The following is a 26,367-nucleotide window of genomic DNA, read 5'->3' on the forward strand; positions in this document are numbered from 1 at the left end:
TTTCACGATCAAAAATTGGAGTCAACATTTTAAAACTAAAATTTTTAGTAATTATCAATGCGCTGAAATTGCTTGGTTTTCTTGAGTCTGCGGAACGCCTCCTTGAGGACCACCGGTTCCGCCCATTGCTCCCGCGGTGTCGACGAGAAAATAGCCGGCAGGTCTTTCTTGGATTTTCAGCAACTTAAACTAGAGCCTGCCGAAGTCGGATTGGACGGAGAAACGGGTGAATTTGGCCGAACCCCTGGACAAGGCCGCCCGATATATTCACTATCCATGATTGGATTATGAGTGTTGGACAAAACATGACGGTGAATGGCGCCAGCACAGCCCCAGCGACGCATCTCTACCCGGCCCAGCCGGATGAGGGCGCCGCGGACATGATGCTCAGCGAATTCGACGGGCCGCGGGTCTGGCGCCCGGCCGGTGAGCTCACGCTGGTGACGGCGGGGGTGTTTCTGCTCGTGGCACTGATCGCATGGCTCTCCTGATCCTCCGGCCCTGCCCCTTGGCCCGATGTCGCGGCGAGGCCGCGCGCCGCTAGGCCGGCGCCGCCCGCCCAGAGCCGGTTCCCGACAGCCCCCGCGCCTGCCCGCTGGGAGATCCCATGAGTAACGAACCCCTGAAGCTGCAGCACATCCCGCGCCGTCTCGGTGCGGAGAAGCAGGACATCGGCACCGCGCGCGCCATTTCCGACCAACGGGCCGGCCTATGCGGCCGCGGCCGCGCTGGTTACCTTTCCGACGCTTCCGGTGATGGCCCGCGCCTTCGTCGGCAGGCGCCCCTTCCCTTTCGACATGTTCAGGCCGTTGCCAGCTCTTCCGCCTCCTGCCTCGCCTCGGCCCGGGCCACGCCCTTTCGCCGCCGCATGAAGATCCTGCGCGCGCCGCGCCTGATGACCCGCTTCGTCGCGGGCTTCACGACCGCTCCGCGCGGCGCCGGCCCGACGAATCCCGTTTTCCTGGAGACCCTACGATGACCAAAGCCTCACTCCCCGTCCTCGACCTGTCGCGCATCGACGGGCCGGACCGGGCCCAGTTCCTCGTCGAGCTGCGCGATGCCGCGCGGAATGTCGGCTTCTTCTACCTGGTGGGCCATGGCGTTCCCGCCGAGCTGGAGGCCGAGGTGCGGCGCGAGGCGAATGCCTTCTTCGCCCTGCCGGAGAAGGACAAGCTCGCCGTCGAGATGATCAACTCGCCGCATTTCCGGGGCTATAACCGCGCGGGCCGCGAGCTCACCCGCGGCGCGCCGGACTGGCGCGAGCAGTTTGACGTCCATGCCGAGCGCGAAGCCCTGCCCCAGACCCCGGGCGCCGCCCCCTGGACGCGCCTGCAGGGCCCCAACCAGTGGCCCGAGGCCCAGCCCGCCCTGCGCCCTGCCCTGCTGGCCTGGCAGGCCCAGCTGACCGCCGTCGCCATCCGCCTGCTTTCCGCCTTCGCCGAGGCGCTGGAGCAGCCGAAGGACACCTTCGACGAGATCACGCGCGACAAGCCCAACCAGTCGATGAAGATCATCCGCTACCCCGGCCGCAAGACGGTCGAGAGCGACCAGGGCGTCGGCGCGCATAAGGACAGCGGCCTGCTCACGCTGCTCATCCAGGATGCGATCGGTGGGCTGCAGGTGCAGGGCGAGAATGGCTGGATCGACGCAACGCCCATCCCCGGCGCCTTCGTCGTCAATATCGGCGAGCTTCTGGAGCTGGCCTCCAACGGCTACCTGAAGGCCACGATCCACCGCGTGGTGAGCCCGCCCGAGGGGCGCGACCGGCTTTCCATCGCCTTCTTCCTCGGCGCCCGGCTGGACGCGGAAGTTCCCCTCCTCGCGCTGCCCCCGCACCTCGCCGCCGAGGCCACGGGCCCCACGGCCGATCCGCAGAACCCGCTCTTCCGCAACGTGGGCGAGAACTACCTCAAGGGCCGGCTCCGCTCGCATACCGACGTCGCCGAACGCTACCACTCCGATTTGCTCGCCCCCGCGCGCGCCTGATCGGTGAACAACAGAAAGCCCGCCGGCCCCTCGGGGTCGGCGGGCTTTTTCTTGCCCGGAGCATGGCCCTGAAACGAAAAACCCCCAGCCTTGCGGCCGGGGGCTTCGTCGTCAGCGTCGGCTGGTCACTCGGCCGCCACGGGCAGCGCGACGGCGTCCAGCGCCTGCTCCAGATCCTCGATGATATCGTCGATATGCTCGAGGCCGATGGACAGGCGCACATAGCCCGGCGTCACGCCCGTCGCCGCCTGCTCCTCCTCGGAGAGCTGACTGTGCGTGGTGCTGGCGGGGTGGATCGCGAGGCTGCGCGCATCGCCGATATTGGCGACGTGGTAGAAGAGCTTCAGCGCGTCGATCAGCTTTGCCCCGGCCTTCACGCCGCCGCGCAGCTCGATGCCCACCAGGCCGCTATAGCCGCCGCTGAGATAGCGGTCGGCGCGCGCGCGGGCCTCGCCGCCCTGCTGCGAGGGGTGGATGACGCGCCGGATCTCCGGCCGCCGCGCCAGCCATTCCGCCACCGCCGTCGCATTGATGGAATGCTGGCGGATGCGCAGCGGCAGGGTCTCGACGCCCTGCAGGATCTGGAAGGCGTTGAAGGGCGAGAGCGGCGCGCCCAGGTCGCGCTGGACGGAGCTGCGCACGGCCGCCGCATAGGGCTGGATGCCCAGCTTAGGCGCGGCCTCGGTCCAGATGGCGCCGTGGTAGCTCGGGTCGGGCTGGTTCAACGCCGGCTGGCGCTCCGGATGCGCCTTCCAGTCGAAGTTGCCGCCGTCGATGATGGCGCCCGCGATGGAGGTGCCGTGGCCGCCGATATACTTGGTGGCGGAATAGACCACGATCGCCGCGCCATGGTCGAAGGGCCGCGCAAGGAGCGGCGCCGCCGTGTTGTCCAGGATCAGCGGAATGCCCAGCGGACGGCCGATGGCCGCGACCTCGGCGATCGGGAAGACCACCAGCTTCGGGTTGGGCAGCGTCTCGCCGTAATAGGCGCGCGTGCGGTCGTCGGTGGCGCGGCGGAAATTCTCCGGGTCGGACGGATCGACGAAGCGAACCTCGATCCCCTGCCGCTTCAGCGTATTGGCGAAGAGGTTCCAGGTGCCGCCATAGAGGTCGGTCGAGGAGACGATGTTGTCCCCGGCCTGGGCCAGCGCCAGCACGGAGAAGGCCGAGGCCGCCTGGCCGGAGCCCAGCGCCAGCGCGCCGGCGCCGCCCTCGAGCGCGGCGAGGCGCCGCTCCAGCACGTCCACGGTCGGGTTGCCGGTGCGCGTGTAGATGTAGCCCAGCTTCTCGAGGCCGAAGAGGCTGCGGGCGTGCTCCGCATCCTCGAACTGGTAGGAGGTGGTCTGGAAGATCGGCACCGCGACGGCGCCGTTGGTCGGGTCGGCGCGCCAGCCGGCGTGCAGGGCCTGGGTTTCGGGGCGATAGGCCATGATCTCTACTCCTCAGCCGGCTGCCGGGCCTTGAGGCCGGGCGAGCGCCGTGCGTGGTCGTTACGTCTTTGCGGGATTCGGAATTCTACGGTCTTGGCCGCAGCGGACGGAGCTCGCGGGACGCTTGCTTGAAGCGACCGGTCGAGCAGCACCCTGGCGTCATCGATCGTGACGACAGCGCTTCGCGAAGGAGGTGAGAATCGGCATCGGAACTCCGGCGGCTTGGCGAGCACGCGGCTCGTAGCCGACCATATAAAACATTTTTTTGTTGTTCAATACGATTTTCACCGGAAAATCTCGCCGACATAACGATCGGCCCATAGGTGCGATCCGCGCGGAATTCCGCATGCCGGCCCGTGCTTTTCTAGGAATCCAGCTTGCCCGCAGGCTCGCCAGCGTTGCCGGCGCGGTGTCTTCGCGGCCGCGGGGAAAATCCCGCGGCCGCCTATAGGCTCAGTCCAGGGTGATGTTGGCGCTGCGGATCACGTTGCCGAGCTGCTCGATCTCGCGCTTCGCCAGGGCGTCGAGCTCGGCGATGGTCATCGGCACGACGGTCGCACCGCCCTCCTCCGCCCGGCGTCGCACGGTCGGGTCCTGGGCCAGCTTGCGCAGCTCGGCATTCAGCCGCTCCAGGATGGGCCGCGGCACGCCGCTCGGCGCGAAGAAGGCGAACCAGGCATCGATGGTGAAGCTGGGCAGGCCGGCCTCGGCGGTGGTCGGCACATTGGGCAGTCCCGGGCTGCGCTGCGCGCTGGCCATGGCCAGGGCCTTCACCTGGCCGCCCTGGATGAGGCCGATGGCCGAGGAGGGCGTGGTGATGAAGAGCTCGACCCGCCCGCCCGCGACGTCCTGCAGCGCCGGCGCCGCGCCGCGATAGGGGACATGCACCATCTGGGCGCCGATCTGGCGCGCCAGCACCTCGCCCGCGATATGCTGGATGGAGCCGTTGCCCGCCGAGGCGAAGTTCACCTTGCCGGGATTGGCGCGCGCATAGGCGATGAATTCCTGCAAGGTGTTGGCCGGCAGGTTCGGCGCGCCGACGATGACATGCGGCGCCATGGTGCCCATGCCGACCGGCTGCAGGTCCCGCACCGGATCCCAGGTCAGGTTGCGCATCATGGCGGGGTTGCCGGCGTGGTAGCCGGAATACTGCATGAGCAGCGTGTAGCCGTCGGGCGCGCTGCGGACGGCCGCCTGGATCGCGATATTGCCGTTGGCGCCGGGGCGGTTATCGATGACGACCGTCTGGCCGAGCGCCTGGGTCAGCCCCTCCACGAAGAGCCGCGCCGCGAAGTCGCTGCCGCCGCCGGGCGGGTTGGGGACGAGAATGGTGATGGGGCGCGTGGGCCAGGAAGCGGCGCTTCCCTGAGCGCGGGCCGCAACCGGCAGGGCCAGCGCCGGCGCCCCCAGCAGGAGCCGGCGTGTGGTGCGGGCAGTCATGGCGTTTCCTCTTATGTCAGAACCGCCGGCAGTCTCGTCATCCGGGACGGGAGGACAAGGGTCCATCGGCGGGCGCCGCGCCCTGAAGGAGCCGCCGCCCCAGCAGGGTGCCGACGCCCACGACCAGGGTCATGCCGAGGCCGTGCCAGAAGAGCACCTGGGCCGTGGCACTCTCCTCGTGGATCAGCGTCATCCCGATATTCGCGAAGGCCGCGGCCGAAAGCCCGCCGAGCGCCGCCACGGAGAGGGGCCGCAGCGCGGCATGCCGGGTGGCCCAGAGGATCACCAGGGTCAGCGGCACGCCCAGGCCGACGATGAAGCCGAGACAGCCCAGATCCACGCCCAGGCTCATCCCGGCCCAGCCGAGGCGTGCGACATCGCCGGCGCAGCCCCATCCCATGACCGCCAGCCAGCCCGCCACCGCCGCCACCGGCAGCAGCGCCCAGCGCCGGTCGCGATCCGGCAGGGCGAGCTGGAAGGCCGCGAGGCCGGAGAGCAGCGCCACCGCCGCCGCCGCCACGACCGAAAGCGGATCGACACGATCCATGGCGTCCCGCAGCAGGTGCTGCCGCAGCCCGAGGGCCGAGAGGGCCAGCACCACCACCGCGACGCAGAAGACCGTCCAGAGCACCAGCAGGACCAGGGGCGAAGGCAGCCTCCGCACCGGGCGAAGGCCGCAGGCGAGACGGGAGACGAGCTCCTCGGTGGGGCACTTCATCGCTCGCCTCCGAGCTTGCGCCGCAGCGACTGCACGGCCCGGTGCGTCGCCACCTTCAGCGCCCCGATGGACATGCGCGAACGCTCGCTGGCTTCCGCCAGGGACATCGCCTCGATCTTGGTGAGTTGCAGCGCGGTGCGCTGGGAGGCCGGAAGCTCCCTCACCGCCTCGCGCAGGTCGGCGGAGAGAAGCCGCGCCTCCGCATCGCCCGCCACGCCGACATGCTCCGCCGCCTCGAGATCCGCCTCCCGCCCGCGGCGCCGCGCGAGCGAGCGCAGGCGGTCGAGCGCCCGCCGGTCCGCGATGGCGGCCAGCCACGGGCGGAAGGGGCGCGAAGGATCATAGGTGTGGCGGACGCGATGGAGCGTCAGCAGCGTGTCCTGCACCGCCTCCTCCACCTCGGCCGGTTCCCGAAGGCGCTGCCGGCAGATGGCGCGCAGCAGGGGCAGGCATTCCCGCAGAAGCTGCTCATAGGCCCGCGAATCGCCCTGCTGGGCCGCCTGCATCCATCCGGCCCAGCGCTCGTCCCGGGCCGTGCGGTCCGCTTCGTCGGTCACCCGGCGAAGGGCCAGGCCGGGGAGCGGCCCAGGAAGCGGAAAGGTAGCCGACGACATCGTACATCCCTCAAGGCCGCGCCGCGGGGGCGCATGGATCGACAGCCTGCCCCGCCTGGGTCCCAGGATGGATGCGGTCCGGGCATCTGTTCCCTTCTACGTCGGATGAAGGGCGGAGGTTACCATGCCGATCGGCGCCGCCGCGATGGCCCCTTTGGCGGCGATGTCCCTGGCTTGGACACCACGCGCGGAAAATCGCCAGAGGGTGCTTGCCCCCGCGCGCGAGTGCCCGTAAGGAAGCGCCCTCTGGATGGGTGGCCGAGCGGTCGAAGGCGCGCGCCTGGAAAGTGCGTATAGGTCAAAAGCCTATCGTGGGTTCGAATCCCACCTCATCCGCCATCTGACCAACATGACGCTGACCTGCGTAGAGGTCCCTGAGGCTCGCGCCTGCATCCCTCGGCTAGGTCATCCGCCTAACCCTTCTGCACGTTCCAGAACACCGGCACCGGCCCCTTCAGCAAGCCGGTGATGTTCCGCCGGAAGGCCGCCGGCGGCATGTATTGGCCGAGCGGGATGAAGGGCACCGTCTCGAAGGCCCTTTGCTGAATCTGGCGGTCCAGCCGCTGCTGCTCCGCCTCGTCCGTGCTGTCCATCCAGGCGTTGCGCATCGACTCGACCTGCGGATCCTCCGGCCAGCCGAACCAAGCCGCCGCCCCGTTGCCGCGGAGGTTGGTGGCGTTGATGGGATCGCGGTACTCCGCCGCCGGGAAGCCCGAGGGGAACAGCGACCAGCCGCCCTTGTCGAGCGGCTCCCGGCTGGCGCGCCGCTGGACGACCGTGCCCCAGTCCATCGACTGTTCGTCGATGTTGAAGCCGACATCCCGGAACCGCGCCCCCACCACGCTGGTCATGGCGTGGTAGAAGCTCTGGTCGGTCGGGTGCATCAGCACGATCCGCTCCCCGGCATAGCCGGAGGCAGCCAGCATGCGCTTCAGCTGGGTCAGGTTGGGGCGGTTGAGCACCGCCTCCATGCCGGCATCGTTGGCCGAGGGCGTGCCCGGCAGGAAATAGCCGACGGGGGCGCGGAACAGCGACCTGTCATCGCCCATCGCCGCCGTCATGCAGGCGAGCTGGTCGGTCGCGGCGAGCATCACCCGGCGGATGGCGGGGTCGGCGGTCGGCCCCTGCAGGCTGTTAGGCCGCATCGCGCCGAAGGTGCCGTAATTGTCCAGCACCTCCACGCTGACGCCGCGGGCGCGGCGCAGCAGCGGCAGCAGGTCCGGCAGCGGCTGGTCGATCCAGTCGACCTCGCCGTTCATCAGGGCGCTGGCGGCGGTCGAGGCGTCCGGAATGAAGCGCCATTCGACGCGGTCCACCATCACGCGATAGCCGCCAGCGCAGAAGCTCGCGGGCTCGTCGCGCGGGCGGTAGCGGTCGAACTTCGCGAAGATCGCGCGGCTGCCGGGCACGTATTCGTCGGCCACCCAGCGGAAGGGGCCGCTGCCGATGAATTCCGGCACCTGCCGATAGGGATCGGTGAGGGCCAGCCGCTCCGGCATGATGACCGGCGTCGGCTGCGTCCGCGCCAGCGCATAGGGCAGCGAGGCGAAGGGCTTGCTCAGGCGGAACACCAGGGTCCGGTCGTCGGGCGCCTCGAGCGCGTCCAGCCGCGCCTCGATGGTCTGGCCCACCAGGTCGCGCTTCATCCAGCGGCGGATGGAGGCGACGCAGTCGCGCGCCCGCACCGGCTCGCCGTCATGGAACATCAGCCCTTCGCGGAGCCGCATGGTCCAGCGCTTGCCGCCGTCTTCGACCCTGTGGCCTTCGACCATCTGCGGCTGGGGGTTCAGGCGCTCGTCGCGGCCGTAGAGGGTCTCCCAGAGCATCGCGCCGGCGTTGCGGGTGACGACGGCGGTGGTCCAGACCGGATCGAGCGTGGCCATGCTGGCCTGCGGCACGTGGATCAGGGTCTTGGGCTCCGCCCCGAGCGCGGGGGCGGTGAGATGGCGGCCGACCGTCATGGCCGAAGCTGCGCCCAGGAGCAGTTCACGACGTTGCATGAGCCAATTCCTCGCAGAGCCCTCGTTGACGATGGGGGCTTTGGGGAGAGCCTATCATGCAGGGCCACGGCACAAAGCATTTCCGGCGCGGTGGCGCGGCCCTATCGCAGCTTCAGCTTCTCCGTTCCCCCGGAACGGGAGCGGCAGCAACGAGCATCGCCCGGATGCGATCGGCATCCGAAGACGTCACCGGCTGATAGACGACCATGCCCAGATCCGGCCGGCCATCCACGACGAAGGCGGAATACTCCAGCTCGATCAGGCCAAGCACGGGATGCCGGAGCCGCTTGAGCCCCTCGCCATGCGCATGCACGTCGTTGTCGTGCCAGAGCGCCCTGAATTCGGGGCTGAGCCGGCAGAGCTCGTCCACAAGCTCACCGACTTCGGAGACGGCGCCGGCGCGCGCGGCATCCGCTCTGAAGGCGCCGACCACGAAGCGCGCCACGCCTTCCCAGTCGTGCTGCCTGGCCCGGATGCGCGGGTCGCAGAAGATCAGGCGCAATATGTTGCGCCCCTCCGGCGGCAGCGCGCCGTAGTCGGTGAGCACGGCGGCTGCGGCGCGATTCCAGGCGAGGACGTCCCAGGTCGCGGTCTTGATGAAGGCCGGGCTGACTTCCAGCGCGTCGAGCAGGCGCTGAAGGCGGGGCGTGACGCCCTCGGCGGCCCTGTAGCGAACCTCCGGCGGACGGCCGAGGCCGAGCAGGAAAAGGTGCTCGCGCTCGCTCTCGGTCAGCATCAGGCCGCCGGCGATGCGGTTCAGCACGTCGGCCGAGGGCGCTCCGCCCCTCCCCTGCTCCAGCCAGGTGTACCAGGTAGGGCTGATATTGGCGCGCTGGGCCACTTCCTCCCGGCGCAGACCCGGCGTCCGCCGGCGGCCGATCGGGAAGCCGAGGGCCGCCGGATCGAGACGGCCGCGGCGATCCCTCAGATAGGCGCCCAGCAGGTTCCTGTTCTCGATGGGCATGGCAGAGCCTGTTGGTCCTTATACCAGGATAAGATCACTAATTTAATGGAATAGATCGCTGGCCGATATGCGCCCTCACGACCGTATCGAGAGGCGCTTCCATGCATGTTTTCGTCACCGGCGCGACCGGCTTCGTCGGCTCCGCCATCGTCCGTGAGCTCCTGGCGGCTGGCCATGGCGTCCTGGGCCTCACCCGCTCCGAAAGCGGCGCGGAGAAGCTCGCGGCCCTGGGCGCCGAGGTCCATCGCGGCGCGCTCGAGGATCTGGACAGCCTTCGCGATGGGGCGCGCCGGGCCGACGCCGTCATCCACGCCGCCTTCAACCATGACTTCTCGAAGTTCGCGCAGAACTGCGCCGACGACCGGCGAGTGATCGAAGCCATCGGCGCCGTCCTGGAAGGATTGGCCCGGCCGATGATCGTCACCTCCGTCCTCGCCTTCCTGGCGACCGGCCGCGTCTCGGCCGAGGCCGACCGCCATTCCCCCGATTTCCCGCGCGCCGCCTCGGAGGCCGCGGTGGCCGCCATCGCGTCGCGCGGCGTCCGCATCTCCGCCGTGCGCCTGCCGCCTTCGACCCACGGCGCCGGCGATCGCGGGGGGCTGGTGCCGCATATGATCGCCCTGGCGCGCGAAAAGGGCGTCGCGGCCTATGTCGGCGACGGGCTCAACCGCTGGCCAGCCGTGCATCGGCTCGATGCCGCCCGCCTCTACAGGCTGGCACTCGAACGCGGCGTCGAGAGCGGGCCCTATCACGCCGTCGACGATGAGGGCGTGCCGTTCAGGGAGATTGTGGAGGTGATTGGCCGCCGGCTCGGCGTGCCGGTGGTTTCCCTTTCGCCTGACGAGGCGGCCGGGCATTTCGGCTGGTTCGCGAAATTCGCCGGCATGGATGTGCCGAGCTCCAGCGCCGGAACCCGCGCGGCGCTGGGATGGCAGCCGGAGCAGCCCGGCCTCCTCGCCGATATCGACCGGCCTGGCTATTTCGGGGCCTGACCAGGGCCGCCACCGGAAGCATCCCGCTTGACGGCCATTCTATATGTCGATAATTCTCGACATATGGACACAAAGACCGCCCTCGACGCCTTCGCGGCGCTCTCCCAGGAGACCCGGCTCCGGGTCTTCCGCCTTCTCGTGGAAGCCGGCTTCGATGGCCTTCCCGCCGGCGACATCGCCCGCGACCTCGGCGTGCCTCACAACACCATGTCGTCGCATCTCGCGGTCCTCGCCCGCGCCGGGCTGGTCGCCTCCCGGAAGGACGGCCGGTCCGTGATCTATGCCGCGAATTTCGACGGCGTCCGGGCCCTGATCGCCTTCCTCCTCCAGGATTGCTGCCGGGGCCGGCCCGAGGTCTGCGCGCCGCTTCTCGATGCCGCCCTCGGCCCCATCGCCGCGCTCTGCTGCCCCCCATCCCCCCGCACGGAGGCCTGACCATGCCCAGTTCGATCGAGACCAATGCCGCCCTGCCCATCGCCATCATCGGCGCGGGTCCCGTCGGCCTCGCCGCGGCCGCGCAGCTGACCGCCCGGGGGCTCAGGCCCCTCGTGATCGAGGCCGGCGCCGGGCCCGGCGCGGCCGTGCGGCAATGGGGCCATGTGCGGATGTTCTCGCCCTGGCGCTTCAACGTCGATGCGGCAGCACGCGCCCTCCTGGAAGGACAGGGCTGGAAGGCCCCGCCCCCGGCGAGCTTCCCCACCGGCAACGAGCTCGTCGCCGATTATGTCGAGCCCCTGGCGCGCGCGCTGAGCCAGGCCGGCGTCGACCTCCACTACGGCGCCCGGGTGACCGGGATCTCGCGCCGGCATCACGACCGGCTGCATGACGGCGCCCCGGGCCGTGGCCGCGCCGAGGCACCCTTCGTGCTGCAGGTCGAGGGCGCGGATGGCCACACCGACACCATCGAGGCGCGCGCCGTCATCGATGCGACCGGTACCTGGTCCAGCCCCAACCCCGCTAGCGCCCATGGCCTTCCGGCACCGGGGGAAACGCCCGCGAGCGCCCACATCCGCTACGGCATTCCGGACGTGCTGGGCGCCGACAGGGCGACCTACGCCGAGGCCACGACGCTGGTGCTGGGCGGCGGCCATTCGGCGATGAACACCGTCCTCGACCTCGTGAAGCTGGGAGACGGGGCGCGCATCCTCTGGGCCTTCCGGCGCCCGCTCGGCGCGGTGAATTTCGGCGGCGGCGCGGCCGATGGCCTGGCGGCGCGCGGTGCCCTGGGCGCCCGGGCGCAGTCGCTCGTCGAGGCTGGCCGGATCGAGGCCCTCGCCCCCTTCCTCGTCCATCGGATCGAGCAGAAGGGCGGAAGGCTCGAGGTCCAGGGCGAGCGCGAAGGCCAGGCGGCCAGCGTGACGGTCGACCGCCTGATCGTGGCCACGGGCTTCCGACCGGATCTCTCGATGCTGGGTGAGCTTCGCCTCGACCTCGACCGGGCCGTGCAGGCCACGCCGGCACTGGCGCCGCTGATCGATCCCAACCTGCATTCCTGCGGCACCGTCCGCCCGCATGGCGAGGCCGAGCTTCGCCACCCGGGCGAGCCGGGCTTCTACATGGCCGGCATGAAGAGCTACGGGCGCGCGCCCACCTTCCTGCTGGCGACGGGCCATGAGCAGGTGCGCAGCATCGCCGCCTATCTGGCCGGGGACCTGGAGGCCGCACGGCGCGTCGAGCTCGAGCTGCCGGAGACCGGGGTCTGCTCCGCCTCACGCCCGGTCATCGAGATCAAGGCGCCGGCCGCCGCGGGATCCTGCTGCGCCGCCTCCCCTGCCCCGGCCGCGAAGGAGTGCTGCGGGTGACCCGCGTCACGATCTACCACAACCCCGATTGCGGGACGTCGCGGAACGCCCTCGGCCTCATCCGCAACAGCGGCGTCGAGCCCCAGATCGTCGAGTACCTGAAGACGCCGCCCTCCCGGCCAGAGCTGGCGGCGCTGATCCGCCGGATGGGCCTGCCGGTCCGCGCCGTGCTGCGGGAGAAGGGAACGCCCTATGCCGAGCTCGGCCTGGCCGATCCCGCACTGACGGAGGACGCGCTGCTGGACGCGATGATGGCCCACCCCATCCTGATCAACCGCCCCATCGTGGTGACGCCCCTCGGCGTGCGCCTCTGCCGCCCTTCGGAGACGGTGCTGGAGATCCTGCCCGACCCGCAACGCGCAGCCTTCGCCAAGGAGGACGGCGGGAAGGTCGTGGACGAGCTCGGGCGGCCGGTCGCGGGAGAGGCGCGATGAGCCTCTTCGAGCGCTACCTGACGCTCTGGGTCGGGCTCTGCATCGTCGTCGGCATCGGGCTGGGCCAGGCCGCGCCGGACGTCTTCCGTCTGCTCGGCGCGGCGACGGTCGCCGAGGTGAACCTGCCCGTCGCCGTGCTGGTCTGGCTCATGATCATCCCGATGCTGCTCCGGATCGACCTCGGCGCCCTGGGCAAGGTCGGCGCGCATTGGAAGGGCATGGCCGCCACGGTGGGCATCAACTGGCTGGTGAAGCCCTTCTCCATGGCGCTGCTGGGCTGGCTCTTCATCGGCCTGCTCTTCCGCCCCTGGCTGCCTGCCGACCAGATCGACAGCTACATGGCCGGCCTCATCCTGCTGGCCGCGGCACCCTGCACGGCCATGGTCTTCGTCTGGTCCAACCTCGTGGACGGCGAGCCGCATTTCACGCTGGGGCAGGTCGCGCTCAACGACCTCATCATGATCGTCGCCTTCGCGCCGGTAGTGGGGCTCCTGCTCGGCCTCTCCGCCATCACCGTGCCCTGGGACACGCTGCTGCTCTCGGTCGTCCTCTATATCCTGGTGCCGGTCGTGGTCGCGCAGGTCTGGCGCCGGGCGCTCCTCGCCCGGGGAAGCGCGGCGCTGGAGCACCGGCTACGGAGGCTCGGCCCGCTCTCGCTCCTGGCGCTGCTGTCGACGCTGGTGCTGCTCTTCGGTTTGCAGGGTGAGCAGATTTTGCGCCAGCCGCTGGTGATCGCGCTGCTGGCGGTGCCGATCCTCATCCAGGTCTATTTCAACGCCGGCCTGGCCTATGTGCTGAACCGGCGCCTCGGCGTGGAATGGTGCGTGGCCGGCCCCTCCGCCCTCATCGGCGCGTCGAACTTCTTCGAGCTTGCGGTCGCGACGGCCATCGCGCTCTTCGGCTTCCAGTCGGGGGCGGCGCTCGCGACCGTCGTGGGCGTGCTGATCGAGGTGCCGGTCATGCTCTCGGTGGTGCACATCCTGCGCCGCTCGCGCCCCTGGTACGAGCGCGGCGCCGCCCCGCGGAAGCGCGCGCCCGAGGGGGCGAAGATCGCCGGCTGAAACCGGCGATCGGCCCGCGGGTTAGTCGGCCCGGGCGCCCGTCTCGCGGATCACCACGCCCCAGCGCGCGGTCTCCTCGGCCATGAGCGCGGTCAGCGCGGCCGGGGTGAAATCCGGCGCGAGCTGCATGCCCTGCTGCTCCAACCAGCGCCGCAGCTCGGGCTGCTTCAGGACCGTCTCCGTCGCGGCGCGCAGGGTCTCGCGGGCGGGCGCGGGCGTCGCCACCGGCACCACGAGGCCGAAGAAGACCGAGGCGTCGTAGCCCGGCAGGCCCTGCTCGGCGACGGTCGGCACATCCGGCAGCACCGAGGAGCGCGCCTCCGTCGTGACGCCGAGCGCGCGCAGCCGCCCGTCCCGCACATGCGGCAGCGCGGTCAGCACGTCGGTGAAGACCATGGCGATATGGCCGGCCAGCAGGTCGTTCAGCGCCGGGCCCGTGCCGCGATAGGGGATGTGCTCGAAGCTGGTTCCCGCCATCCGGTTGAACAGCGCGCCCGCCAGATGCGAGGAGGCGCCGTTGCCCGAGGAGCCGAAGGACAGCCGCTCGCCGCGCTTGCCCAGCGCGATGAGCTCCTGGACGTTCCGCGCGGCCACCGAGGCATTCACCGTCAGCACATTGGGGATACGGCCGATCGGCGAGATCGGCGCGAAGTCGCGCACCGGGTCGTAGGGCTGGTTCGGAAAGAGCATCTTGTTGATGGCGAGCGGGCCGGAAGTGCCGAAGAGGATAGTGCTGCCATCGGCCGGCGCGCGCATCACGAATTCCGCACCGACATTGCCGCCGGCGCCGCCGCGGTTCTCCACCAGCACGGTCTGGCCGAGCGCGTCGTGCAGCGCCATGGCGAGGCGCCGCCCGATCAGGTCGGTGGGCCCACCCGGCGCGAAGGGAACGACCAGCGTGACCGGCTTGGACTGCGCCAGCGCCGGCGTGGCGAGGACAGGCACCGCCAGCGCGGAGCCGAGGAGGATACGACGGCGGATCATGCGACGTCTCCCGCCAGGGCGCCGGGATCGGCGAGCAGCGCCTCCGGCACCTCCCCCGCATCCGCCGGATCGAGCGGATCCCGCGGCAGGAGGCGATGGCGCATCACCAGCCGCGCGAGCACCAGGCGCTCGGGCAGGCCGAGCCGCTCGGCCTCCGAGGCCAGGGCGACGGCCGAGGTCAGGTGGTACAGCGCCGAGGCCGCCTGGCGCGCCAGCGCGGGATCTTCCAGCGCCGCCCCGGCCAGGGCGAGGACGCGCTCCAGCGCCGGCAGCGCCTCGGGCAGGGCCTGGCCATTGCCGAGCAGCTCGCGGATCTTCGCGGCCAGCACGGGCAGCGAGCCCTCGCGCTGGGCGGCGCGCATCACGTCGAGCGCGACGATGTTGCTGGTGCCTTCCCAGATGCTGCCGAGATGGGAGTCGCGCAGCAGGCGAGCATCCGAGAATTCCTCGATGTAGCCGCAGCCGCCACGCACCTCCATCGCGTCGCCGGTGACGCGACGCGCGTCGCGGCAGGCGCGGAACTTCAGCAGCGGCGTGAGGATGCGCAGCAGGGCATAGGCCCCCTCCTCGCCCGCATCGGAGCGGCGCAGCGCCTCGGCGGTGAGGAAGACCATGCTGCGGGCCTGCTCGGTCGGCACCAGCATCTTCATGAGCTGGCGGCGCATCAGCGGCATCTCGGCGATGCGCTTGCCGAAGGCCACGCGGCGATGGGCGATGTACAGCGCCTCGGTGGTCGCGCGGCGCATCAGGCCGGCCGCGCGCACGCCGTTCGACAGGCGCGAATTGTTCACCATGTCGGCCATCTGCTTGAAGCCGGCGCCCGGATCGCCGACGAGCCAGGCCGTCGCGCCCTCGAGCCGGATCTCGCCGCTCGCCATGGAACGGGTGCCGAGCTTCTCTTTCAGCCGCACGATCCGGTAGCTGTTCGGCGTGCCGTCCGGCAGCACCCGGGGCAGCAGGAAGAGCGAGACGCCCTTCAGGCCGGGCGGGCCGCCCTCGCGCCGGGCCAGCACCATGGCGAGCTCGGCATCGGCATTGGAGCAGAACCACTTGTCGCCGCTCAGCGCCCAGCTGCCGTCCTCGTTCGGTGAGGCGGAGACGACCGTCGCGCTGATGTCGGAGCCCGCGCCCTGCTCGGTCATGAACATCGCGCCCTGCGAGAGCGCGTCGAGGTCCTGGCTGGTCAGCGCCGGCAGGTAGCGGGCGACGAGGTCGGCATCGCCGAACTTGCGCAGCGTGCGCGTCAGGCTGTCCGTCATGCTGACGGGGCAGCAGAGGCCGAACTCCGCCTGCACGAAAAGGTAGGTGAGCGCGTATTTCGCCGCCGGCGGCATGGGCTTGTCCCAGCCCAGCACGCCGCCGCGATGCGACAGCGCGGCGAGGCCGTATTCGCCGAAGGCTAGGCGCTCCATCTCCCGATAGGCGGGGTGATATTCGATGTGCTGGGTGTCCTCGCCCCGGCGGGAGCGGTTGTGCAGCTCCGGCCCATGACGGTCGGCCGTGAGCGCCAGCGTCTCTAGCTCGCCGCCCGCGAGCGCGCCCAGGCGATCGAGATGCGGCGTGAGATGCGCGGCGAGATCGGCCGGGAGATAGAGGCCGAGCAGCCGCGAGAGGGTGGGATCGGCGCGGTAGAGGTTGATGCCGTGACTGTCCGGAACCGCGGCGGCGCCGGAGGGCGGCGCGATGGGGCGCAGATGCATGGCGTATGTCCTGGTTGTTTCCTCGAGGCGCCCAGTATGCCGGCAGCGCCCCCGCCGCCAATCGATTTGTAGGCCGGGGGTGTTGAGCTAAGCTCAACACGGCATGACCTATCGGCGTCTCCCTTCCCTCAATGCCCTCCGCGCCTTCGAGGCAGCGGCCCGCCACCGCAGCGTCACGCGCGCGGCGGACGAGCTGTCGGTGACGCCGGGCGCCGTCAGCCGGCAGATCCGCTCGCTGGAGGAAGGGCTCGGTCTCGCCCTTTTCCTGCGCAGCACCTCGGGCCTGGCGCCCACCCCGGCGGGCGCGGCGCTGCTGGCGGCCAGCGGCGCCGCCCTGGATCGGCTGGAGGAAGGCGTGGCCGAGGCGCGGCGGGCGGCGCGGCCCGTGCCCCTCACCGTCGGTGCCTATGCGCTCTTCGCCAGCCGATGGCTGATCCCCCGCTGGGGCCGCCTGCGGGCGCGCCACCCCGAGCTGGAGATCGCCCTGACCACGAGCGCCGATCCTCTCGAATTGCGGCCGGGGAAATTCGATGCCGTGATCGCCGTGGCGGAGGACCGGCCGCGCCCCGGCTTCCGGGTGGACCGCCTGCTGCCGATCGAGACCGGCCCGGTCTGCGCCCCCTCGCTGATCGAAGACGGCGGGTTCCGCTGGGCGGGCAAGACGCTGCTGCATTCGCGCCAGCGGCCGAACGACTGGGCGCGCTGGCTTGAATCCCAGGGCATCACCGGCCCGGACCCTGAGGCCGGACCGTCCTTCGAGAGCATCAGCCTCGCCCTCGATGCGGCGCGCGAAGGGCTGGGCGTCGCGCTGGCCATCCGCGGGCTGATCGGCCCCGACCTCGCCTCGGGGCGCGTGGTGGTGCCGGTGCCCGGCCTGCGCCGCTCGACCCGGAGCTTCGTGCTGATGATGGAAGCCGGGCGACTCGGCGAACCGGCCCTGCAGCGTTTCCGGGACTGGCTGCTGGAACAAGCGGCGGAAGGATGGGGCGAAGGCGAATAGAGACGGCGCGGACCGGAACTGCGTCGTAGAGCGCGCCGAAACACCAAGTGTCGGAAACTCGAAGCCTGCGCCGATTTAGTTAGGCCAAGCAGAAAAATGGCATCATTTTCCGCCTCCCATCAGGGAGGGAGGCGCGCCATGGGTCGTCACCTTAACAGTGAGGAGCATGCCCTGCTGATTCTTCAGGGCGACCGCAACAGATACTATGCCCTGGGAGAGCTGCCCCGCGGGATCGGCCAGGGCATCATGCACCAGCTCACCCGGCTGGGGCTGACCGAGACGGGCCGCTCGACACGCTTCCCGACACGCGAGGGCTGGCGGATCGTGACGAACCGGGACGACGGGATGTAGCGGGACATCGGCCATGCCGGGCTCGCGGCTGCCGCGATCCCGCCGCCCCTCAGACGCTGCCGCGCCCCTGCGATTTCCGCGGCGTGATTGGCAGGCGGTTCGCGGGAAGCGAAGGATGGCAGGAGGCCCCCACCATGGCTCAATCCCCTGAATACAGCCCCCTGGTCATGCCCGTCTTCCTGACCGGGATTTCCTTCGAGCTCCTGACCGACTTCGCGATCGTGAGCGTCGAATATCCGGCGGAGCTGGAGCATCTCGACGGGCCGAAGAAGGAAGCGATGTTCCTGGTCGATGCCGCCCAGCTGCGCGCCATCGGCGTGCGGTTCATCGACATGGCCGACCTCCTGGAAACGCCCAAGGGCGGGCACTAAGCCGAGTTCACCGCTAGGCGGTGTGGAACCGTGACCCGAGCGGGATCACGGTTCCTTCGCTCCTACTCTTCGAGCTGCGGCAGGCGGTAGCGGTCCTGCGGATCGTTCCAGCCCTTGAAGTTCGGCGCGCGCTTCTCGGCGAAGGCAGCACGGCTTTCGATGAGGTCGCTCTTCGCGCCATGCTCGTGCAGCGCCTCGGCGAGCTTCTGCTGGGCTGCGTTCGGCATGGGGCGCATGCGCCGCATCATATGGACGGTGTTCACCCGCGCAGCCGGCGGCAGGGTCAGCAGGTGGCGGGCCATGCCCATGGCCTCCTCCATCACCTTCTCCGGCTCGACGACCCGGTTGATGAAGCCGATCTGGTGGAAGCGCTCGGCCGTGAAGCGAAAGCCCAGCGCCATCTCCATCGCCAGCGGGAAGGCCAGGTTCGCCATGTGCCCGTGGTTGTAGCCGCCGAGCAGCCAGCGCTTGGCCTCGGAGACCTCGAAGATCGCGGTGCTGGCCGCGACGCGCAGATCCGTGCGCTCGACCATCATGAAGCCGCCGCCCATGGCGAAACCGTTCACCGCGGCGATGATGGGCTTCTCCAGCGTGCCGGCGTTGAAGGGATCCTCCTGCTCGGCGCGGCGGCCGCCGGGATTCTTCTCGGCCAGCGATTCCTTCATGTCCTCGCCCGCGCAGAAGCCGCGGCCGGCGCCGGTGAGGATCGCGACCTCGAGCTCCGCATCGTGGCGGAACTCGGTCCAGATGCGCGCCAGCTCCACGCGCATCTCGTGGTTGAGCGCGTTCAGCCGCTCGGGGCGGTTCATCCGGACGACCAGGATCTGGCCGTGGCGTTCGGTTTCGACGACTGACATGGGTGTATTTTCCCTTGGTTGGCCTCAGGCCTCGCGATAGGCGATGGCCCGGAGGAATCGGGTGCGGCCGGCGCGCCCATGGCGTTCGGCCACCTGGCGCGCAAGCTCCGCGTCGCCGGAGAGGATGGCGTCCATGATCTCGCGATGCTCGCCGTTCGACTGCAGCATGTGGGGCGACTCGTCGAAGGACCGGCGGCGCAGCAGCAGCAGCTTGCGCGTATGGGCGAGGTACACGGCCTCGACCGGCGCATTGCCGGCATAGCTGAACATGAGCTTGTGGAAGCGGACGTTGGTGTCGAAGAAGACGTCCTGCTGCCCGGCCTGGGCGGCGGCTTCCATCTCGCCGACATGCGCCTGCAGCTCCAGCAGCTGGGCGGCGGAGATGGAGGTCGCGAGGCGGCCCGCGACATAGCCGAGCAGCACGGCCGTGAGGTCGTAGATCGCCAGCGCCTCGTCGATCTGCAGCTCGCGCACGAAGGCGCCCCGGTTGAGGATGACGGTGACGAGGCCCATGCGCTCCAGCGCGCGGGCGGCCTCGCGCACGGGGCCGCGGCTGACGCCGAGGCGGCGGGCCAGGGCCAGCTCGTTGATGTGCTGGCCGGGTCCGAGCTCGCCGCGGGCGATCATGGCCTCCAGCTCCGCCTCGACGGAGGCGGCCAGGGCCGCGCCGTCGCTTTCGGGCTTCGTTGCCAACAATCTACGCTGCGCCATAAACCTTCTTACTCCTTGCATCACAGATATATTCGAGAGCTTGCCGCCCTGTCACCCACTAAAGTGTTGGCAATCTTCAATCGACCTGCCAGTCTCCCTTCATGAAGGGTATCATGATGGCAAGGCGAGGCATCCGCCGCCGGCGCCCCAGGACATGTCCCGGTGAACATGCCCGGGACATCGGGGCCCATAGCCGCCTCGGCGTGCCCGTCATGAATGCGCCTCTCCCACCTTCGGATGGGCCGCCCGCCACCTGGACGGGAGCGCTGCGCCCCGACTTTCTTCCTGGGCGACAACGGCCGGCTCCGCAAGGACCGGCGCCCCGAGCCTTCGCCTCACGGCGCCTTTCGCTTTCCCTGCAACAAACAACGAGGATTTTGTCATGAGCAACGGCCCTCTTTCCCGCTTCAAGGTGATCGATCTCACGCGCGTGCGCTCCGGCCCCACCTGCGTTCGGCAGCTCGCCGATTGGGGCGCGGACGTCATCCAGATCGAGGCGCCGGAAGGCATGGAGGGCTCGGATGGCGGCTTCGGCGGCGCGCGCCACGGTCCCGACTTCCAGAATCTGCACCGCAACAAGCGCAGCCTGACGCTCGACCTGAAGTCCCCCGAGGGCATCGAGATCCTCAAGAAGCTCGTCGCCGACGCGGATGTGGTGGTGGAGAATTTCCGCCCCGACGTGAAGAAGCGCCTGGGCATCGACTATGAGGCGCTATCCGCCCTCAACCCGCGCCTGGTCTACGGCTCCATCTCGGGCTTCGGGCAGGATGGCCCCTATGCCAAGCGCCCGGGCTTCGACCAGATCGCCCAGGGCATGGGCGGCCTCATGTCCATCACCGGCCTGCCCGGCCAGGGCCCGGTGCGCGTCGGCATCCCCGTCGCGGACCTCACCGCCGGCATCTTCTGCGCCATGGGCATCCTGATCGCCCTGCTGGAGCGCGAGGAGAGCGGCAAGGGCCAGTGGGTGCAGTCCTCGCTGCTCGAGGCGCAGATTTCCATGCTCGACTTCCAGGCCGCGCGCTGGCTGGTCTCCAACGAGGTGCCGAAGCAGGCGGGCAACGACCACCCGACCGGCATTCCCACCGGCGTCTTCAAGACCTCGGACGGGCTGATGAACCTGGCCGCCACCGGCAAGGCCATCTTCACGCGCTTCTGCGAGGCGACCGGCGCGCAGCATATCCTCGACAATCCTGACTATGCGACGGGCCCGCTGCGCTCGACCAACCGCGTGGCGCTGAACCGCGAGATCGGCGAGGTGCTGGCCACCAAGACGACGGCCGAGTGGATCAAGCTGCTGAACGACGCTGGCGTGCCTTCCGGCCCGATCAACAGCATCGACGAGGTCTTCGCGGACGAGCAGGTGCAGCATCTGGGCATCGCCAAGCCGGTGAAGCACCCGACGGCGGGCGACATGCGCATCGTCGGCCAGCCGGTCCGCCTCTCCCGCACGCCGAGCCAGATCCGCACCGCGGCGCGCGACAAGGGCGAGGACAGCGCCGCGATCCTGAAGGAGCTCGGCTACGACGAGGCCCGCATCGCCTCCTTCCGCGAGCGGCACGTGATCTGAGAGCGCCAGCCGCTGGCCTTCGCCGGAAACGGCGGGGGCCGAGCGGCTCGGCGGCGATATTCTTCCGGGCGCTCGACACCGGGTGTCCGGCCTTTCGGCCGCCACGGACGCCGCCGGACATTTTCCGGCGAAAAATCCAGAAATCCGCCGACACAGGGGCAAATCACATGCCCTCGCCAGTCATTCCGAAAATCCCGGACAAAGACGATTTGCCTCCCGGGCAGACGGGACGCAAAGCTTTCCGGCCATTGCGGTCAGGAACGCACCGATAACGCTGACCTTGATCGATCATAACGCCAAATATATTTCCAGGCATATTTATCATATCAGTAATTGTCAGGAATCTCGTACAATTACGTGATTTTTCCATTATTGACGGGCAATATCCGGCAAGCGTACGTCCCAGGCCAAGCGACGAAATAAGGGCTCGATTGTGCAGAAGCCGAAAGTGGTCAGGACACGCAGACCGAGAACAAAAGCCATCCCGGGCCTCGGCGAGGGCTACGAACTGACGATTTCTGTTCCCGCTTTCCTGAAGCAGGGCTCCGATCTCGAATTCCGCCGGCTGATCCATCACCTCTTCGGCTTCCTGGCCCGGCTCGAGGCGATCCGGGAGGGCCATGGCGCCACCATCGGGCTTGCCGGCATCGAGTACACCGTCCTCGTCTCCATCGCGCATCTCTCCATCGCCGCCGATGTGAGCGTCCGCGACGTGGCTGAGCACCTGCATCTCAGCGGGGCCTTCGTCACCACGGTCACCAACCGGCTGCTGAGCAAGGGGCTGGTGGCCAAGCGCATCGATCCCACCGACCGTCGGCGCCTCTGCCTCACCGTCACGAACCGGGGGCGCGACCTCCTCGCGAAGCTGGCGCCCATGCAGCGCCAGGTGAACGACGCGCAGTTCGAAGACCTCTCGGCGGAAGAATTCCGCCAGCTTTCGGAGCTGATGGAACGGCTGGTCGCCTCCAGCACGCGGGCTCTTTCCCTCCAGCGCTACCTGGCCGACCACACGGCCAACGCTACCAAGCCTCGCTCCGCCAAGGCATCCCCGCGCAGGAAGACCGCCCGCGACACGGGAGAGTAACGCGATCGCAAGATCGCGGACGCTAGATTGCCGTCGCCTCCCGTGAGATACGGACGCATCGAAGAGGTGGCGGATGTCGGAACGTAAGATCTGGATCGTCTGGGGCGGTATCTTCACGGACTTCACTTTCGAAGTGCTGGAGCCCGGCACCGAGGAGCTGCATGGCCCCTATCATGACGAGGCCACGGCGCTGCGCGCCTGGCGGGACGAGACCCGCCGCAAGGTGGATATCGCAACGCATCGCCTGTTCGTGCTGATCGCGACCCCCGCCCCGCCCACCGCCACCTGATTGACGCCACGACGGCCAACCCTCGCCGGAAGGCGGGGCACGGCCGCTGCGCAAACATGACCTGACGGCGGAGATCCGCCGCCGACGGCGAACCGTGCCCGTTCCGTAACTTGTCGGGACTGGCAACGTTGGTGGGACGCATGGCCCGTCCCACCCCCAAACGCGACCTCCGCACCGGCGAACCCGTCTGGATGGAGGGCGTGCCGCCCTCGCCGCATTTCCCGCCGCTGGAGGGCGACCTCGAGGTGGACGTGGCCGTGATCGGCGGCGGCATCAGCGGGGCACTGGCCGCCGATGCGGCCCTGCAGACGGGAAAGCGTGTCGCGGCCTTCGACCGGCGCGGCATTGCCGTGGGCTCCTCCGCCGCCAGCACCGCCCTGCTGCAATTCGAGATCGACCAGCCGCTGACCTCGCTGATCCGGCGCCTGGGCCGGGAGAAAGCGGTGCGTGCCTGGTGGCGCTCGGCCGCGGCGGTGGATCACCTCGCCGCCCGCGTCGCCGATCTCGGCCTGCGCTGCGGCTTCCGCGAGCGGCATGCGGTCTATCTGCCGGGCAATGTCCTCGATATCGCGGCGCTGAAGCGCGAGGCCGCGGCCCGCGCCAGGTTCGGCCTGCGCTCGCGCTTCATCGAGGCCGAGGAACTGCGCGAGCTGACCGGGATCGAGCGCGAGGGCGCCATCTGGTCCGGCGGCGCGGCCGAGGTGGATCCGGTGGCGCTGGTACGCGGCCTCTGGCGCTCCGCGCTGAGGCGCGGCGCGGCCATCCATGCCCCCTGCGACATCGTGCAGATCGAGCCGGGCCGCGACCAGGTGAGCCTGACCACGGATTCCGGCCATCGCATCCGAGCCCGGCATCTCGTCCTGGCCACGGGCTACGAGCTTTCGAAGCTCGTGAAGCTGCGCGGCTACAGGATCACCTCCACCTGGGCCTATGCCACGGCCCCGCAGCCGGACCGGCTCTGGCGCAGCCGCTGCCTGATCTGGGAGGCGGCAGACCCGTACCTTTATCTGCGCAGCACCGCGGACGGGCGCGTGGTGGTGGGCGGCGAGGATGAGGACTTCTCGGACGAGGCGCATCGCGACCGCCTGCTGCCCCGCAAGATCGCGAAGCTCCGGAAGAAGCTCGGCGCCCTGCTGCCGCAGCTCGACACGGCGCCGGAGTTCGCCTGGGCGGGCTCCTTCGGCGAGAGCTCCACCGGCTTGCCGGCGATCGGCCCGGTGCCGGGCGCGGAGCGCTGCTTCGCCGTCGTCGGATTCGGCGGCAACGGCATCACCTTCAGCGCCATCGCGGCGCAGATGCTGCAACGCTGGCTGCTGGGCCTGGCCGACCCCGATGCGGCCATCTTCGGCTTCCGGTCATGACGCTCGATGGGCCGACGCTGATCGGCGCGGCGGCCACCGCGGCCTCGATCGCGAGCTTCACGCCCCAGGCCTGGAAGATCATCCGCACCCGGGACACGAAAAGCATCTCCGCCGGCACCTATGTGCTGACCGTTACGGGCTTCGCGCTCTGGCTCGCCTATGGCGTGCTGCTCGGGCAATGGCCGCTGATCGCGACCAATGCTATCTGCTGCCTCCTCTCCGCCTTCATCCTGATGATGAAGCTGCTGCCCGCGGAAAAGAAGAAGGCCGTCGCCGAGGCCATCGACCCCAGCGACTGACCCTGCTGCCCCCCAGCGCCTCAGACCGAGGTGCGCACTTCCCGCGGCGGGCGCGCGCGGATCGCGGCCTCGTTGACCTCGACGCCCCAGCCTGGGCCGGCCGGCAGGATGTAGTCGCCATCCTCGAAGACGGGCACCGACATCACGTATTCGTCGCGCCAGGGCACGCTGTCGATGTCGATCTCCATGACGCGGAAGTTCGGCACGGCCGCGCAGAAATGCGCGCTGATGGCGCTGGCGAGATGGCCGTAGAAATTATGGGGCGCCACGTTCACGTCATAGGCATCGGCCATCGCCGCGATCTTCAGCGATTCGTTGAAGCCGTTCCACACGACATCGACGATCGCGACATCCATCGTGTTCTGCTCGAGGTAAGGCCGGAAATCCCGCCGCTCCAGCAGCGTCTCGCCGGAGGCGATGGGCATCTTCGCATCGCGCCGCAGCAGCGCCAGCGCCTCGGGATTGTGGATGTCGAGCTCGAGCCAGGTCAGGTTCTGCTCGGCGAGCGCATCGGCCATCCAACGGAAGCCCTCGGTGCGGAAATGGAAATTGAGATCGAGCATGATCTCCATCTCCGGCCCCGCCCCCTCGCGGAAGGCCTGCACCGTGCGCACCGCGGATTCCGCGACGTGCCTGTTCCAGTTGCGCTCGGGAAAGCCGCGGCCCACCAGGAAGCCCGGCCGGTACTGCTCGATATGATCACCGACGGCGAGCGCGGTATTGGTCTTGAGGCCCTTGAACCCCCTTGCGCGGACTTCCTCGCCCACGCGGGCCATGTCGTCATAGGTGCGCACCGGCTTGCAGCCAAGGATCTCCGGATTGCGCATGCGGTAGGAGCCGCAATGCGACCAGTAGACCGGCAGCCGGTCGCGCAGCTTGCCGCCGAAGAGCTGATAGACCGGCACGCCCAGGTCCTTGCCCTTGATGTCGAGCAGCGCGTTCTCGATCGCGCCGATGGCCTGCCGCGCGATGCCGCCGCGCGACTGCACGGAGCGCGACCCCAGCACCGCATTGATCAGCTCGATGCGATGCGGATCCTGGCCGATGACGCCGGGCATCAGGTGGTTGATGGCGCCGCTCAGGCCCGGGCTGCCGAAGCTCTCGTTGAATTCGGACCAGCCGGTGATGCCGGCATCGGTGTCGATCTTGAGAAAGGAGAAGGTGCGCCAGCCCGCATCGCAATGCAGGATTTCGAACGCCTTGACCTTCATGGGCTTTCCTCCGTGTTTTCGTCAGCCTTGTCGAAGGCCCACAGGGGGTCAAGGCAAGTTGCCGCGCCTGACGGCGAAGCAAATCCTGGCGATGGCGCCGGTCCTCGGGAATAATCCCCCTGCGCCGGAAAGAGCGCGGGAGGACGATCCGATGGCCCAACGCCGCCAGTTCCTTGCCCTGGGCGCGCTGTCGCCGCTCGCCGCCCCGGCGCTCGCCCAGCCCGCCTGGCGTCCCGAGAAGTCCATCACCATGGTCGTGGCCTTCACGGCCGGCGGCGGGACGGACATCGCGGCGCGCCTCATCGCGCGCTTCATGGAGCGCGACCTCGGCCAATCCATCGTCATCCTCAACCGGCCGGGCGCCGCCGGCGAGATCGGCTTCTCGGAGATCGCGCGCGCCCGCCCTGACGGCTACACCATCGGCTTCGTCAACACGCCGCCCATCGTGACCATCCCCATCGAGCGGCGGTCGAGCTTCGCCTTTTCCGACTTCGCGATGATCGCGAATGTGGTCGACGATCCGGATGGCCTCTGGGTCATGCCCAACAGCCCCTACCGCTCCCTCGCCGACCTCATCGATGAGGCGCGCCGGCGGCCGGAGACGATCGGCTACCGCACCACCGGCGTAGGCTCGGACGACCATCTCGCCATGCTCGCGCTGGAGCGCGCGGCGGGGGTGAAGTTCGTGCACGTGCCCTATCCCGGCGCGGTGCAGATCAAGGTCGACCTCGCCTCGGGGCTGCTGCCGCTGGCCTGCACCAATCTCGGCGACTGCATCAACGACTGGCGGCAGGGCACGCTGCTGCCGCTGGTGCAGATGGGCGCCACGCGCTGGGACCGCGCGGCCGAGCTGCCGACACTGCGCGAGCTCGGCTACGACGTGGTGATGGGCGCCATGCGCGGCCTCGCCGCCCCCGCGCGCACGCCATCCCCAGCGTTGCAGCGCCTGGCGCTCTCGGTGGAGCGCACGGTGGAGAATGCGGAGTTCCGCGAGCAGGCGAGCCAGCAGAACCTGCCGCTGCGCTTCCTCGGCCCGGATGCCTTCGCCACCGAGCTCACGGCCATGGATGCCCAATACCGCGAGCTCTGGTCGCGCCACCCCTGGCGCGACTGACGCGGACGCGCATGATGCGCGCGCTGA

The 26,367-nt window shown here is 69.4% G+C and carries 28 protein-coding genes and 1 tRNA gene; 18 read left to right on the top strand and 11 right to left on the bottom strand.

Annotated elements, in window-relative coordinates:
- Window positions 1-287: 287 nt before the first annotated feature.
- From KHU32_RS20090 to KHU32_RS20100, 3 genes are all read left to right on the top strand, one after another.
- A complete protein-coding gene (locus tag KHU32_RS20090) occupies window positions 288-491 on the top strand; it encodes a hypothetical protein (RefSeq protein ID WP_213671944.1) in 204 nt (67 codons plus the stop codon).
- A 116-nt stretch (window positions 492-607) separates the two neighbouring features.
- A complete protein-coding gene (locus KHU32_RS20095) occupies window positions 608-979 on the top strand; it encodes a hypothetical protein (protein WP_213671945.1) in 372 nt (123 codons plus the stop codon).
- On the top strand, window positions 976-1,986 hold the full coding sequence (locus KHU32_RS20100; protein WP_213671946.1) for an isopenicillin N synthase family dioxygenase: 1,011 nt from the start codon (window positions 976-978) through the stop codon (window positions 1,984-1,986). Before KHU32_RS20095 ends, KHU32_RS20100 begins: the two co-directional genes overlap by 4 nt.
- Window positions 1,987-2,111: 125 nt before the next feature.
- On the opposite strand, the gene KHU32_RS20105 is transcribed toward KHU32_RS20100, so the two are convergent.
- From KHU32_RS20105 to KHU32_RS20120, 4 genes are all read right to left on the bottom strand, one after another.
- Window positions 2,112-3,416: an O-acetylhomoserine aminocarboxypropyltransferase/cysteine synthase family protein gene (locus tag KHU32_RS20105; RefSeq protein ID WP_213671947.1), complete on the bottom strand. Its 1,305-nt coding sequence runs from the start codon at window positions 3,414-3,416 to the stop codon at window positions 2,112-2,114.
- A gap of 453 nt (window positions 3,417-3,869) precedes the next feature.
- Entirely contained in the window at window positions 3,870-4,856 is a 987-nt protein-coding gene (locus KHU32_RS20110) for a Bug family tripartite tricarboxylate transporter substrate binding protein (RefSeq protein ID WP_213671948.1), read from the bottom strand.
- Between the two features lie 37 nt (window positions 4,857-4,893).
- Window positions 4,894-5,574, bottom strand: a complete 681-nt coding sequence (locus KHU32_RS20115) for an NrsF family protein (protein WP_213671949.1) — start codon at window positions 5,572-5,574, stop codon at window positions 4,894-4,896.
- Window positions 5,571-6,188 carry a sigma-70 family RNA polymerase sigma factor gene (locus KHU32_RS20120; protein ID WP_213671950.1) on the bottom strand — a complete coding sequence of 206 codons (618 nt, stop codon included), beginning with the start codon at window positions 6,186-6,188 and terminating at the stop codon, window positions 5,571-5,573. The genes KHU32_RS20115 and KHU32_RS20120 overlap by 4 nt, the downstream gene beginning before the upstream one ends.
- A 248-nt stretch (window positions 6,189-6,436) precedes the next feature.
- Between KHU32_RS20120 and KHU32_RS20125 the strand changes: the two genes are divergently transcribed.
- Window positions 6,437-6,527 (top strand) — tRNA-Ser (locus KHU32_RS20125).
- A 74-nt stretch (window positions 6,528-6,601) separates the two neighbouring features.
- Here the strand turns inward: KHU32_RS20125 and KHU32_RS20130 are convergent.
- The gene (locus KHU32_RS20130; RefSeq protein WP_213671951.1) at window positions 6,602-8,188 is read right to left on the bottom strand and encodes an ABC transporter substrate-binding protein; all 1,587 of its coding nucleotides are present in this window, start codon (window positions 8,186-8,188) and stop codon (window positions 6,602-6,604) included.
- Window positions 8,189-8,300: 112 nt separating this feature from the next.
- Window positions 8,301-9,152 (bottom strand): helix-turn-helix transcriptional regulator, encoded by an 852-nt coding sequence (locus KHU32_RS20135; protein ID WP_213671952.1) that lies wholly within the window; start codon window positions 9,150-9,152, stop codon window positions 8,301-8,303.
- Window positions 9,153-9,253: 101 nt separating this feature from the next.
- Here KHU32_RS20135 and KHU32_RS20140 point away from each other — a divergent pair, with 101 nt between their 5' ends.
- From KHU32_RS20140 to arsB, 5 genes are all read left to right on the top strand, one after another.
- Complete coding sequence (locus tag KHU32_RS20140; protein WP_213671953.1) at window positions 9,254-10,144, top strand: SDR family oxidoreductase; 891 nt, start codon at window positions 9,254-9,256, stop codon at window positions 10,142-10,144.
- 63 nt (window positions 10,145-10,207) lie between these two features.
- Entirely contained in the window at window positions 10,208-10,579 is a 372-nt protein-coding gene (locus tag KHU32_RS20145) for an ArsR/SmtB family transcription factor (RefSeq protein WP_213671954.1), read from the top strand.
- Window positions 10,580-10,581: 2 nt separating this feature from the next.
- Window positions 10,582-11,946, top strand: coding sequence for an FAD-dependent oxidoreductase (locus tag KHU32_RS20150; protein ID WP_213671955.1), 1,365 nt, complete (start codon window positions 10,582-10,584; stop codon window positions 11,944-11,946).
- Window positions 11,943-12,380 carry an arsenate reductase (glutaredoxin) gene (gene arsC, locus KHU32_RS20155; protein ID WP_213671956.1) on the top strand — a complete coding sequence of 146 codons (438 nt, stop codon included), beginning with the start codon at window positions 11,943-11,945 and terminating at the stop codon, window positions 12,378-12,380. The genes KHU32_RS20150 and arsC overlap by 4 nt, the downstream gene beginning before the upstream one ends.
- Window positions 12,377-13,441: an ACR3 family arsenite efflux transporter gene (arsB, locus tag KHU32_RS20160; protein ID WP_213671957.1), complete on the top strand. Its 1,065-nt coding sequence runs from the start codon at window positions 12,377-12,379 to the stop codon at window positions 13,439-13,441. Before arsC ends, arsB begins: the two co-directional genes overlap by 4 nt.
- 21 nt (window positions 13,442-13,462) lie before the next feature.
- Here arsB and KHU32_RS20165 read toward each other — a convergent pair whose 3' ends face one another.
- On the bottom strand, window positions 13,463-14,425 hold the full coding sequence (locus KHU32_RS20165; protein ID WP_213671958.1) for a Bug family tripartite tricarboxylate transporter substrate binding protein: 963 nt from the start codon (window positions 14,423-14,425) through the stop codon (window positions 13,463-13,465).
- Entirely contained in the window at window positions 14,422-16,125 is a 1,704-nt protein-coding gene (locus KHU32_RS20170; protein WP_213671959.1) for an acyl-CoA dehydrogenase family protein, read from the bottom strand. The genes KHU32_RS20165 and KHU32_RS20170 overlap by 4 nt, the downstream gene beginning before the upstream one ends.
- Before the next feature lie 103 nt (window positions 16,126-16,228).
- On the opposite strand from KHU32_RS20170, the gene KHU32_RS20175 reads away from it, so the two are divergent.
- The 3 genes from KHU32_RS20175 to KHU32_RS20185 all read left to right on the top strand — a co-directional run bounded on the left by KHU32_RS20175 (window position 16,229) and on the right by KHU32_RS20185 (window position 17,847).
- Entirely contained in the window at window positions 16,229-17,125 is an 897-nt protein-coding gene (locus KHU32_RS20175; RefSeq protein WP_213671960.1) for a LysR substrate-binding domain-containing protein, read from the top strand.
- 138 nt (window positions 17,126-17,263) lie between these two features.
- Window positions 17,264-17,476 (top strand): hypothetical protein, encoded by a 213-nt coding sequence (locus KHU32_RS20180; protein WP_213671961.1) that lies wholly within the window; start codon window positions 17,264-17,266, stop codon window positions 17,474-17,476.
- Between the two features lie 134 nt (window positions 17,477-17,610).
- Window positions 17,611-17,847, top strand: a complete 237-nt coding sequence (locus KHU32_RS20185) for a hypothetical protein (protein WP_213671962.1) — start codon at window positions 17,611-17,613, stop codon at window positions 17,845-17,847.
- 62 nt (window positions 17,848-17,909) lie between these two features.
- Here the strand turns inward: KHU32_RS20185 and KHU32_RS20190 are convergent, their stop codons facing one another.
- Together KHU32_RS20190 and KHU32_RS20195 are read right to left on the bottom strand one after the other, a co-directional pair.
- Complete coding sequence (locus KHU32_RS20190; RefSeq protein WP_213671963.1) at window positions 17,910-18,704, bottom strand: enoyl-CoA hydratase/isomerase family protein; 795 nt, start codon at window positions 18,702-18,704, stop codon at window positions 17,910-17,912.
- A 24-nt stretch (window positions 18,705-18,728) separates the two neighbouring features.
- Window positions 18,729-19,415 (bottom strand): GntR family transcriptional regulator, encoded by a 687-nt coding sequence (locus KHU32_RS20195; RefSeq protein ID WP_213671964.1) that lies wholly within the window; start codon window positions 19,413-19,415, stop codon window positions 18,729-18,731.
- Between the two features lie 382 nt (window positions 19,416-19,797).
- Between KHU32_RS20195 and KHU32_RS20200 the strand changes: the two genes are divergently transcribed.
- From KHU32_RS20200 to KHU32_RS20220, 5 genes are all read left to right on the top strand, one after another.
- Window positions 19,798-20,982, top strand: coding sequence for a CaiB/BaiF CoA transferase family protein (locus tag KHU32_RS20200; protein ID WP_213671965.1), 1,185 nt, complete (start codon window positions 19,798-19,800; stop codon window positions 20,980-20,982).
- Between the two features lie 448 nt (window positions 20,983-21,430).
- A complete protein-coding gene (locus KHU32_RS23185) occupies window positions 21,431-22,066 on the top strand; it encodes a MarR family winged helix-turn-helix transcriptional regulator (RefSeq protein WP_213671966.1) in 636 nt (211 codons plus the stop codon).
- A 73-nt stretch (window positions 22,067-22,139) separates the two neighbouring features.
- Entirely contained in the window at window positions 22,140-22,355 is a 216-nt protein-coding gene (locus tag KHU32_RS20210; RefSeq protein WP_213671967.1) for a DUF4170 domain-containing protein, read from the top strand.
- 140 nt (window positions 22,356-22,495) lie between these two features.
- Entirely contained in the window at window positions 22,496-23,716 is a 1,221-nt protein-coding gene (locus KHU32_RS20215) for an NAD(P)/FAD-dependent oxidoreductase (RefSeq protein WP_213671968.1), read from the top strand.
- Window positions 23,713-24,015, top strand: a complete 303-nt coding sequence (locus tag KHU32_RS20220) for a SemiSWEET family sugar transporter (protein WP_213671969.1) — start codon at window positions 23,713-23,715, stop codon at window positions 24,013-24,015. The genes KHU32_RS20215 and KHU32_RS20220 overlap by 4 nt, the downstream gene beginning before the upstream one ends.
- 20 nt (window positions 24,016-24,035) lie before the next feature.
- Here the strand turns inward: KHU32_RS20220 and KHU32_RS20225 are convergent, their stop codons facing one another.
- The gene (locus KHU32_RS20225) at window positions 24,036-25,226 is read right to left on the bottom strand and encodes a mandelate racemase/muconate lactonizing enzyme family protein (RefSeq protein ID WP_213671970.1); all 1,191 of its coding nucleotides are present in this window, start codon (window positions 25,224-25,226) and stop codon (window positions 24,036-24,038) included.
- Window positions 25,227-25,377: 151 nt separating this feature from the next.
- Between KHU32_RS20225 and KHU32_RS20230 the strand changes: the two genes are divergently transcribed.
- A complete protein-coding gene (locus tag KHU32_RS20230; protein WP_213671971.1) occupies window positions 25,378-26,340 on the top strand; it encodes a tripartite tricarboxylate transporter substrate binding protein in 963 nt (320 codons plus the stop codon).
- The last annotated feature ends 27 nt before the right edge of the window (window positions 26,341-26,367 follow it).

This window comes from Roseococcus pinisoli, assembly GCF_018413645.1.
In the GTDB taxonomy this organism is placed as follows: Bacteria; Pseudomonadota; Alphaproteobacteria; order Acetobacterales; family Acetobacteraceae; genus Roseococcus; species Roseococcus pinisoli.

What these genes read in the sequence shown, in the direction of transcription:
- KHU32_RS20110 (WP_213671948.1), bottom strand. Translation starts at nt 4,856, where the DNA reads ATGACTGCCCGCACCACACGCCGGCTCCTGCTGGGGGCGCCGGCGCTG.
- arsB (WP_213671957.1), top strand. Translation starts at nt 12,377, where the DNA reads ATGAGCCTCTTCGAGCGCTACCTGACGCTCTGGGTCGGGCTCTGCATC.
- KHU32_RS20115 (WP_213671949.1), bottom strand. Translation starts at nt 5,574, where the DNA reads ATGAAGTGCCCCACCGAGGAGCTCGTCTCCCGTCTCGCCTGCGGCCTT.
- KHU32_RS20215 (WP_213671968.1), top strand. Translation starts at nt 22,496, where the DNA reads ATGGCCCGTCCCACCCCCAAACGCGACCTCCGCACCGGCGAACCCGTC.
- KHU32_RS20145 (WP_213671954.1), top strand. Translation starts at nt 10,208, where the DNA reads ATGGACACAAAGACCGCCCTCGACGCCTTCGCGGCGCTCTCCCAGGAG.
- KHU32_RS20230 (WP_213671971.1), top strand. Translation starts at nt 25,378, where the DNA reads ATGGCCCAACGCCGCCAGTTCCTTGCCCTGGGCGCGCTGTCGCCGCTC.
- KHU32_RS20200 (WP_213671965.1), top strand. Translation starts at nt 19,798, where the DNA reads ATGAGCAACGGCCCTCTTTCCCGCTTCAAGGTGATCGATCTCACGCGC.
- KHU32_RS20135 (WP_213671952.1), bottom strand. Translation starts at nt 9,152, where the DNA reads ATGCCCATCGAGAACAGGAACCTGCTGGGCGCCTATCTGAGGGATCGC.
- KHU32_RS20150 (WP_213671955.1), top strand. Translation starts at nt 10,582, where the DNA reads ATGCCCAGTTCGATCGAGACCAATGCCGCCCTGCCCATCGCCATCATC.
- KHU32_RS20190 (WP_213671963.1), bottom strand. Translation starts at nt 18,704, where the DNA reads ATGTCAGTCGTCGAAACCGAACGCCACGGCCAGATCCTGGTCGTCCGG.
- KHU32_RS20120 (WP_213671950.1), bottom strand. Translation starts at nt 6,188, where the DNA reads ATGTCGTCGGCTACCTTTCCGCTTCCTGGGCCGCTCCCCGGCCTGGCC.
- KHU32_RS20225 (WP_213671970.1), bottom strand. Translation starts at nt 25,226, where the DNA reads ATGAAGGTCAAGGCGTTCGAAATCCTGCATTGCGATGCGGGCTGGCGC.
- KHU32_RS20220 (WP_213671969.1), top strand. Translation starts at nt 23,713, where the DNA reads ATGACGCTCGATGGGCCGACGCTGATCGGCGCGGCGGCCACCGCGGCC.
- KHU32_RS20090 (WP_213671944.1), top strand. Translation starts at nt 288, where the DNA reads ATGAGTGTTGGACAAAACATGACGGTGAATGGCGCCAGCACAGCCCCA.
- KHU32_RS20170 (WP_213671959.1), bottom strand. Translation starts at nt 16,125, where the DNA reads ATGCATCTGCGCCCCATCGCGCCGCCCTCCGGCGCCGCCGCGGTTCCG.
- KHU32_RS20105 (WP_213671947.1), bottom strand. Translation starts at nt 3,416, where the DNA reads ATGGCCTATCGCCCCGAAACCCAGGCCCTGCACGCCGGCTGGCGCGCC.
- KHU32_RS20100 (WP_213671946.1), top strand. Translation starts at nt 976, where the DNA reads ATGACCAAAGCCTCACTCCCCGTCCTCGACCTGTCGCGCATCGACGGG.
- KHU32_RS20130 (WP_213671951.1), bottom strand. Translation starts at nt 8,188, where the DNA reads ATGCAACGTCGTGAACTGCTCCTGGGCGCAGCTTCGGCCATGACGGTC.
- KHU32_RS20165 (WP_213671958.1), bottom strand. Translation starts at nt 14,425, where the DNA reads ATGATCCGCCGTCGTATCCTCCTCGGCTCCGCGCTGGCGGTGCCTGTC.
- KHU32_RS20195 (WP_213671964.1), bottom strand. Translation starts at nt 19,415, where the DNA reads ATGGCGCAGCGTAGATTGTTGGCAACGAAGCCCGAAAGCGACGGCGCG.
- KHU32_RS20180 (WP_213671961.1), top strand. Translation starts at nt 17,264, where the DNA reads ATGGGTCGTCACCTTAACAGTGAGGAGCATGCCCTGCTGATTCTTCAG.
- KHU32_RS20175 (WP_213671960.1), top strand. Translation starts at nt 16,229, where the DNA reads ATGACCTATCGGCGTCTCCCTTCCCTCAATGCCCTCCGCGCCTTCGAG.
- KHU32_RS20095 (WP_213671945.1), top strand. Translation starts at nt 608, where the DNA reads ATGAGTAACGAACCCCTGAAGCTGCAGCACATCCCGCGCCGTCTCGGT.
- KHU32_RS20185 (WP_213671962.1), top strand. Translation starts at nt 17,611, where the DNA reads ATGGCTCAATCCCCTGAATACAGCCCCCTGGTCATGCCCGTCTTCCTG.
- KHU32_RS20210 (WP_213671967.1), top strand. Translation starts at nt 22,140, where the DNA reads ATGTCGGAACGTAAGATCTGGATCGTCTGGGGCGGTATCTTCACGGAC.
- KHU32_RS20140 (WP_213671953.1), top strand. Translation starts at nt 9,254, where the DNA reads ATGCATGTTTTCGTCACCGGCGCGACCGGCTTCGTCGGCTCCGCCATC.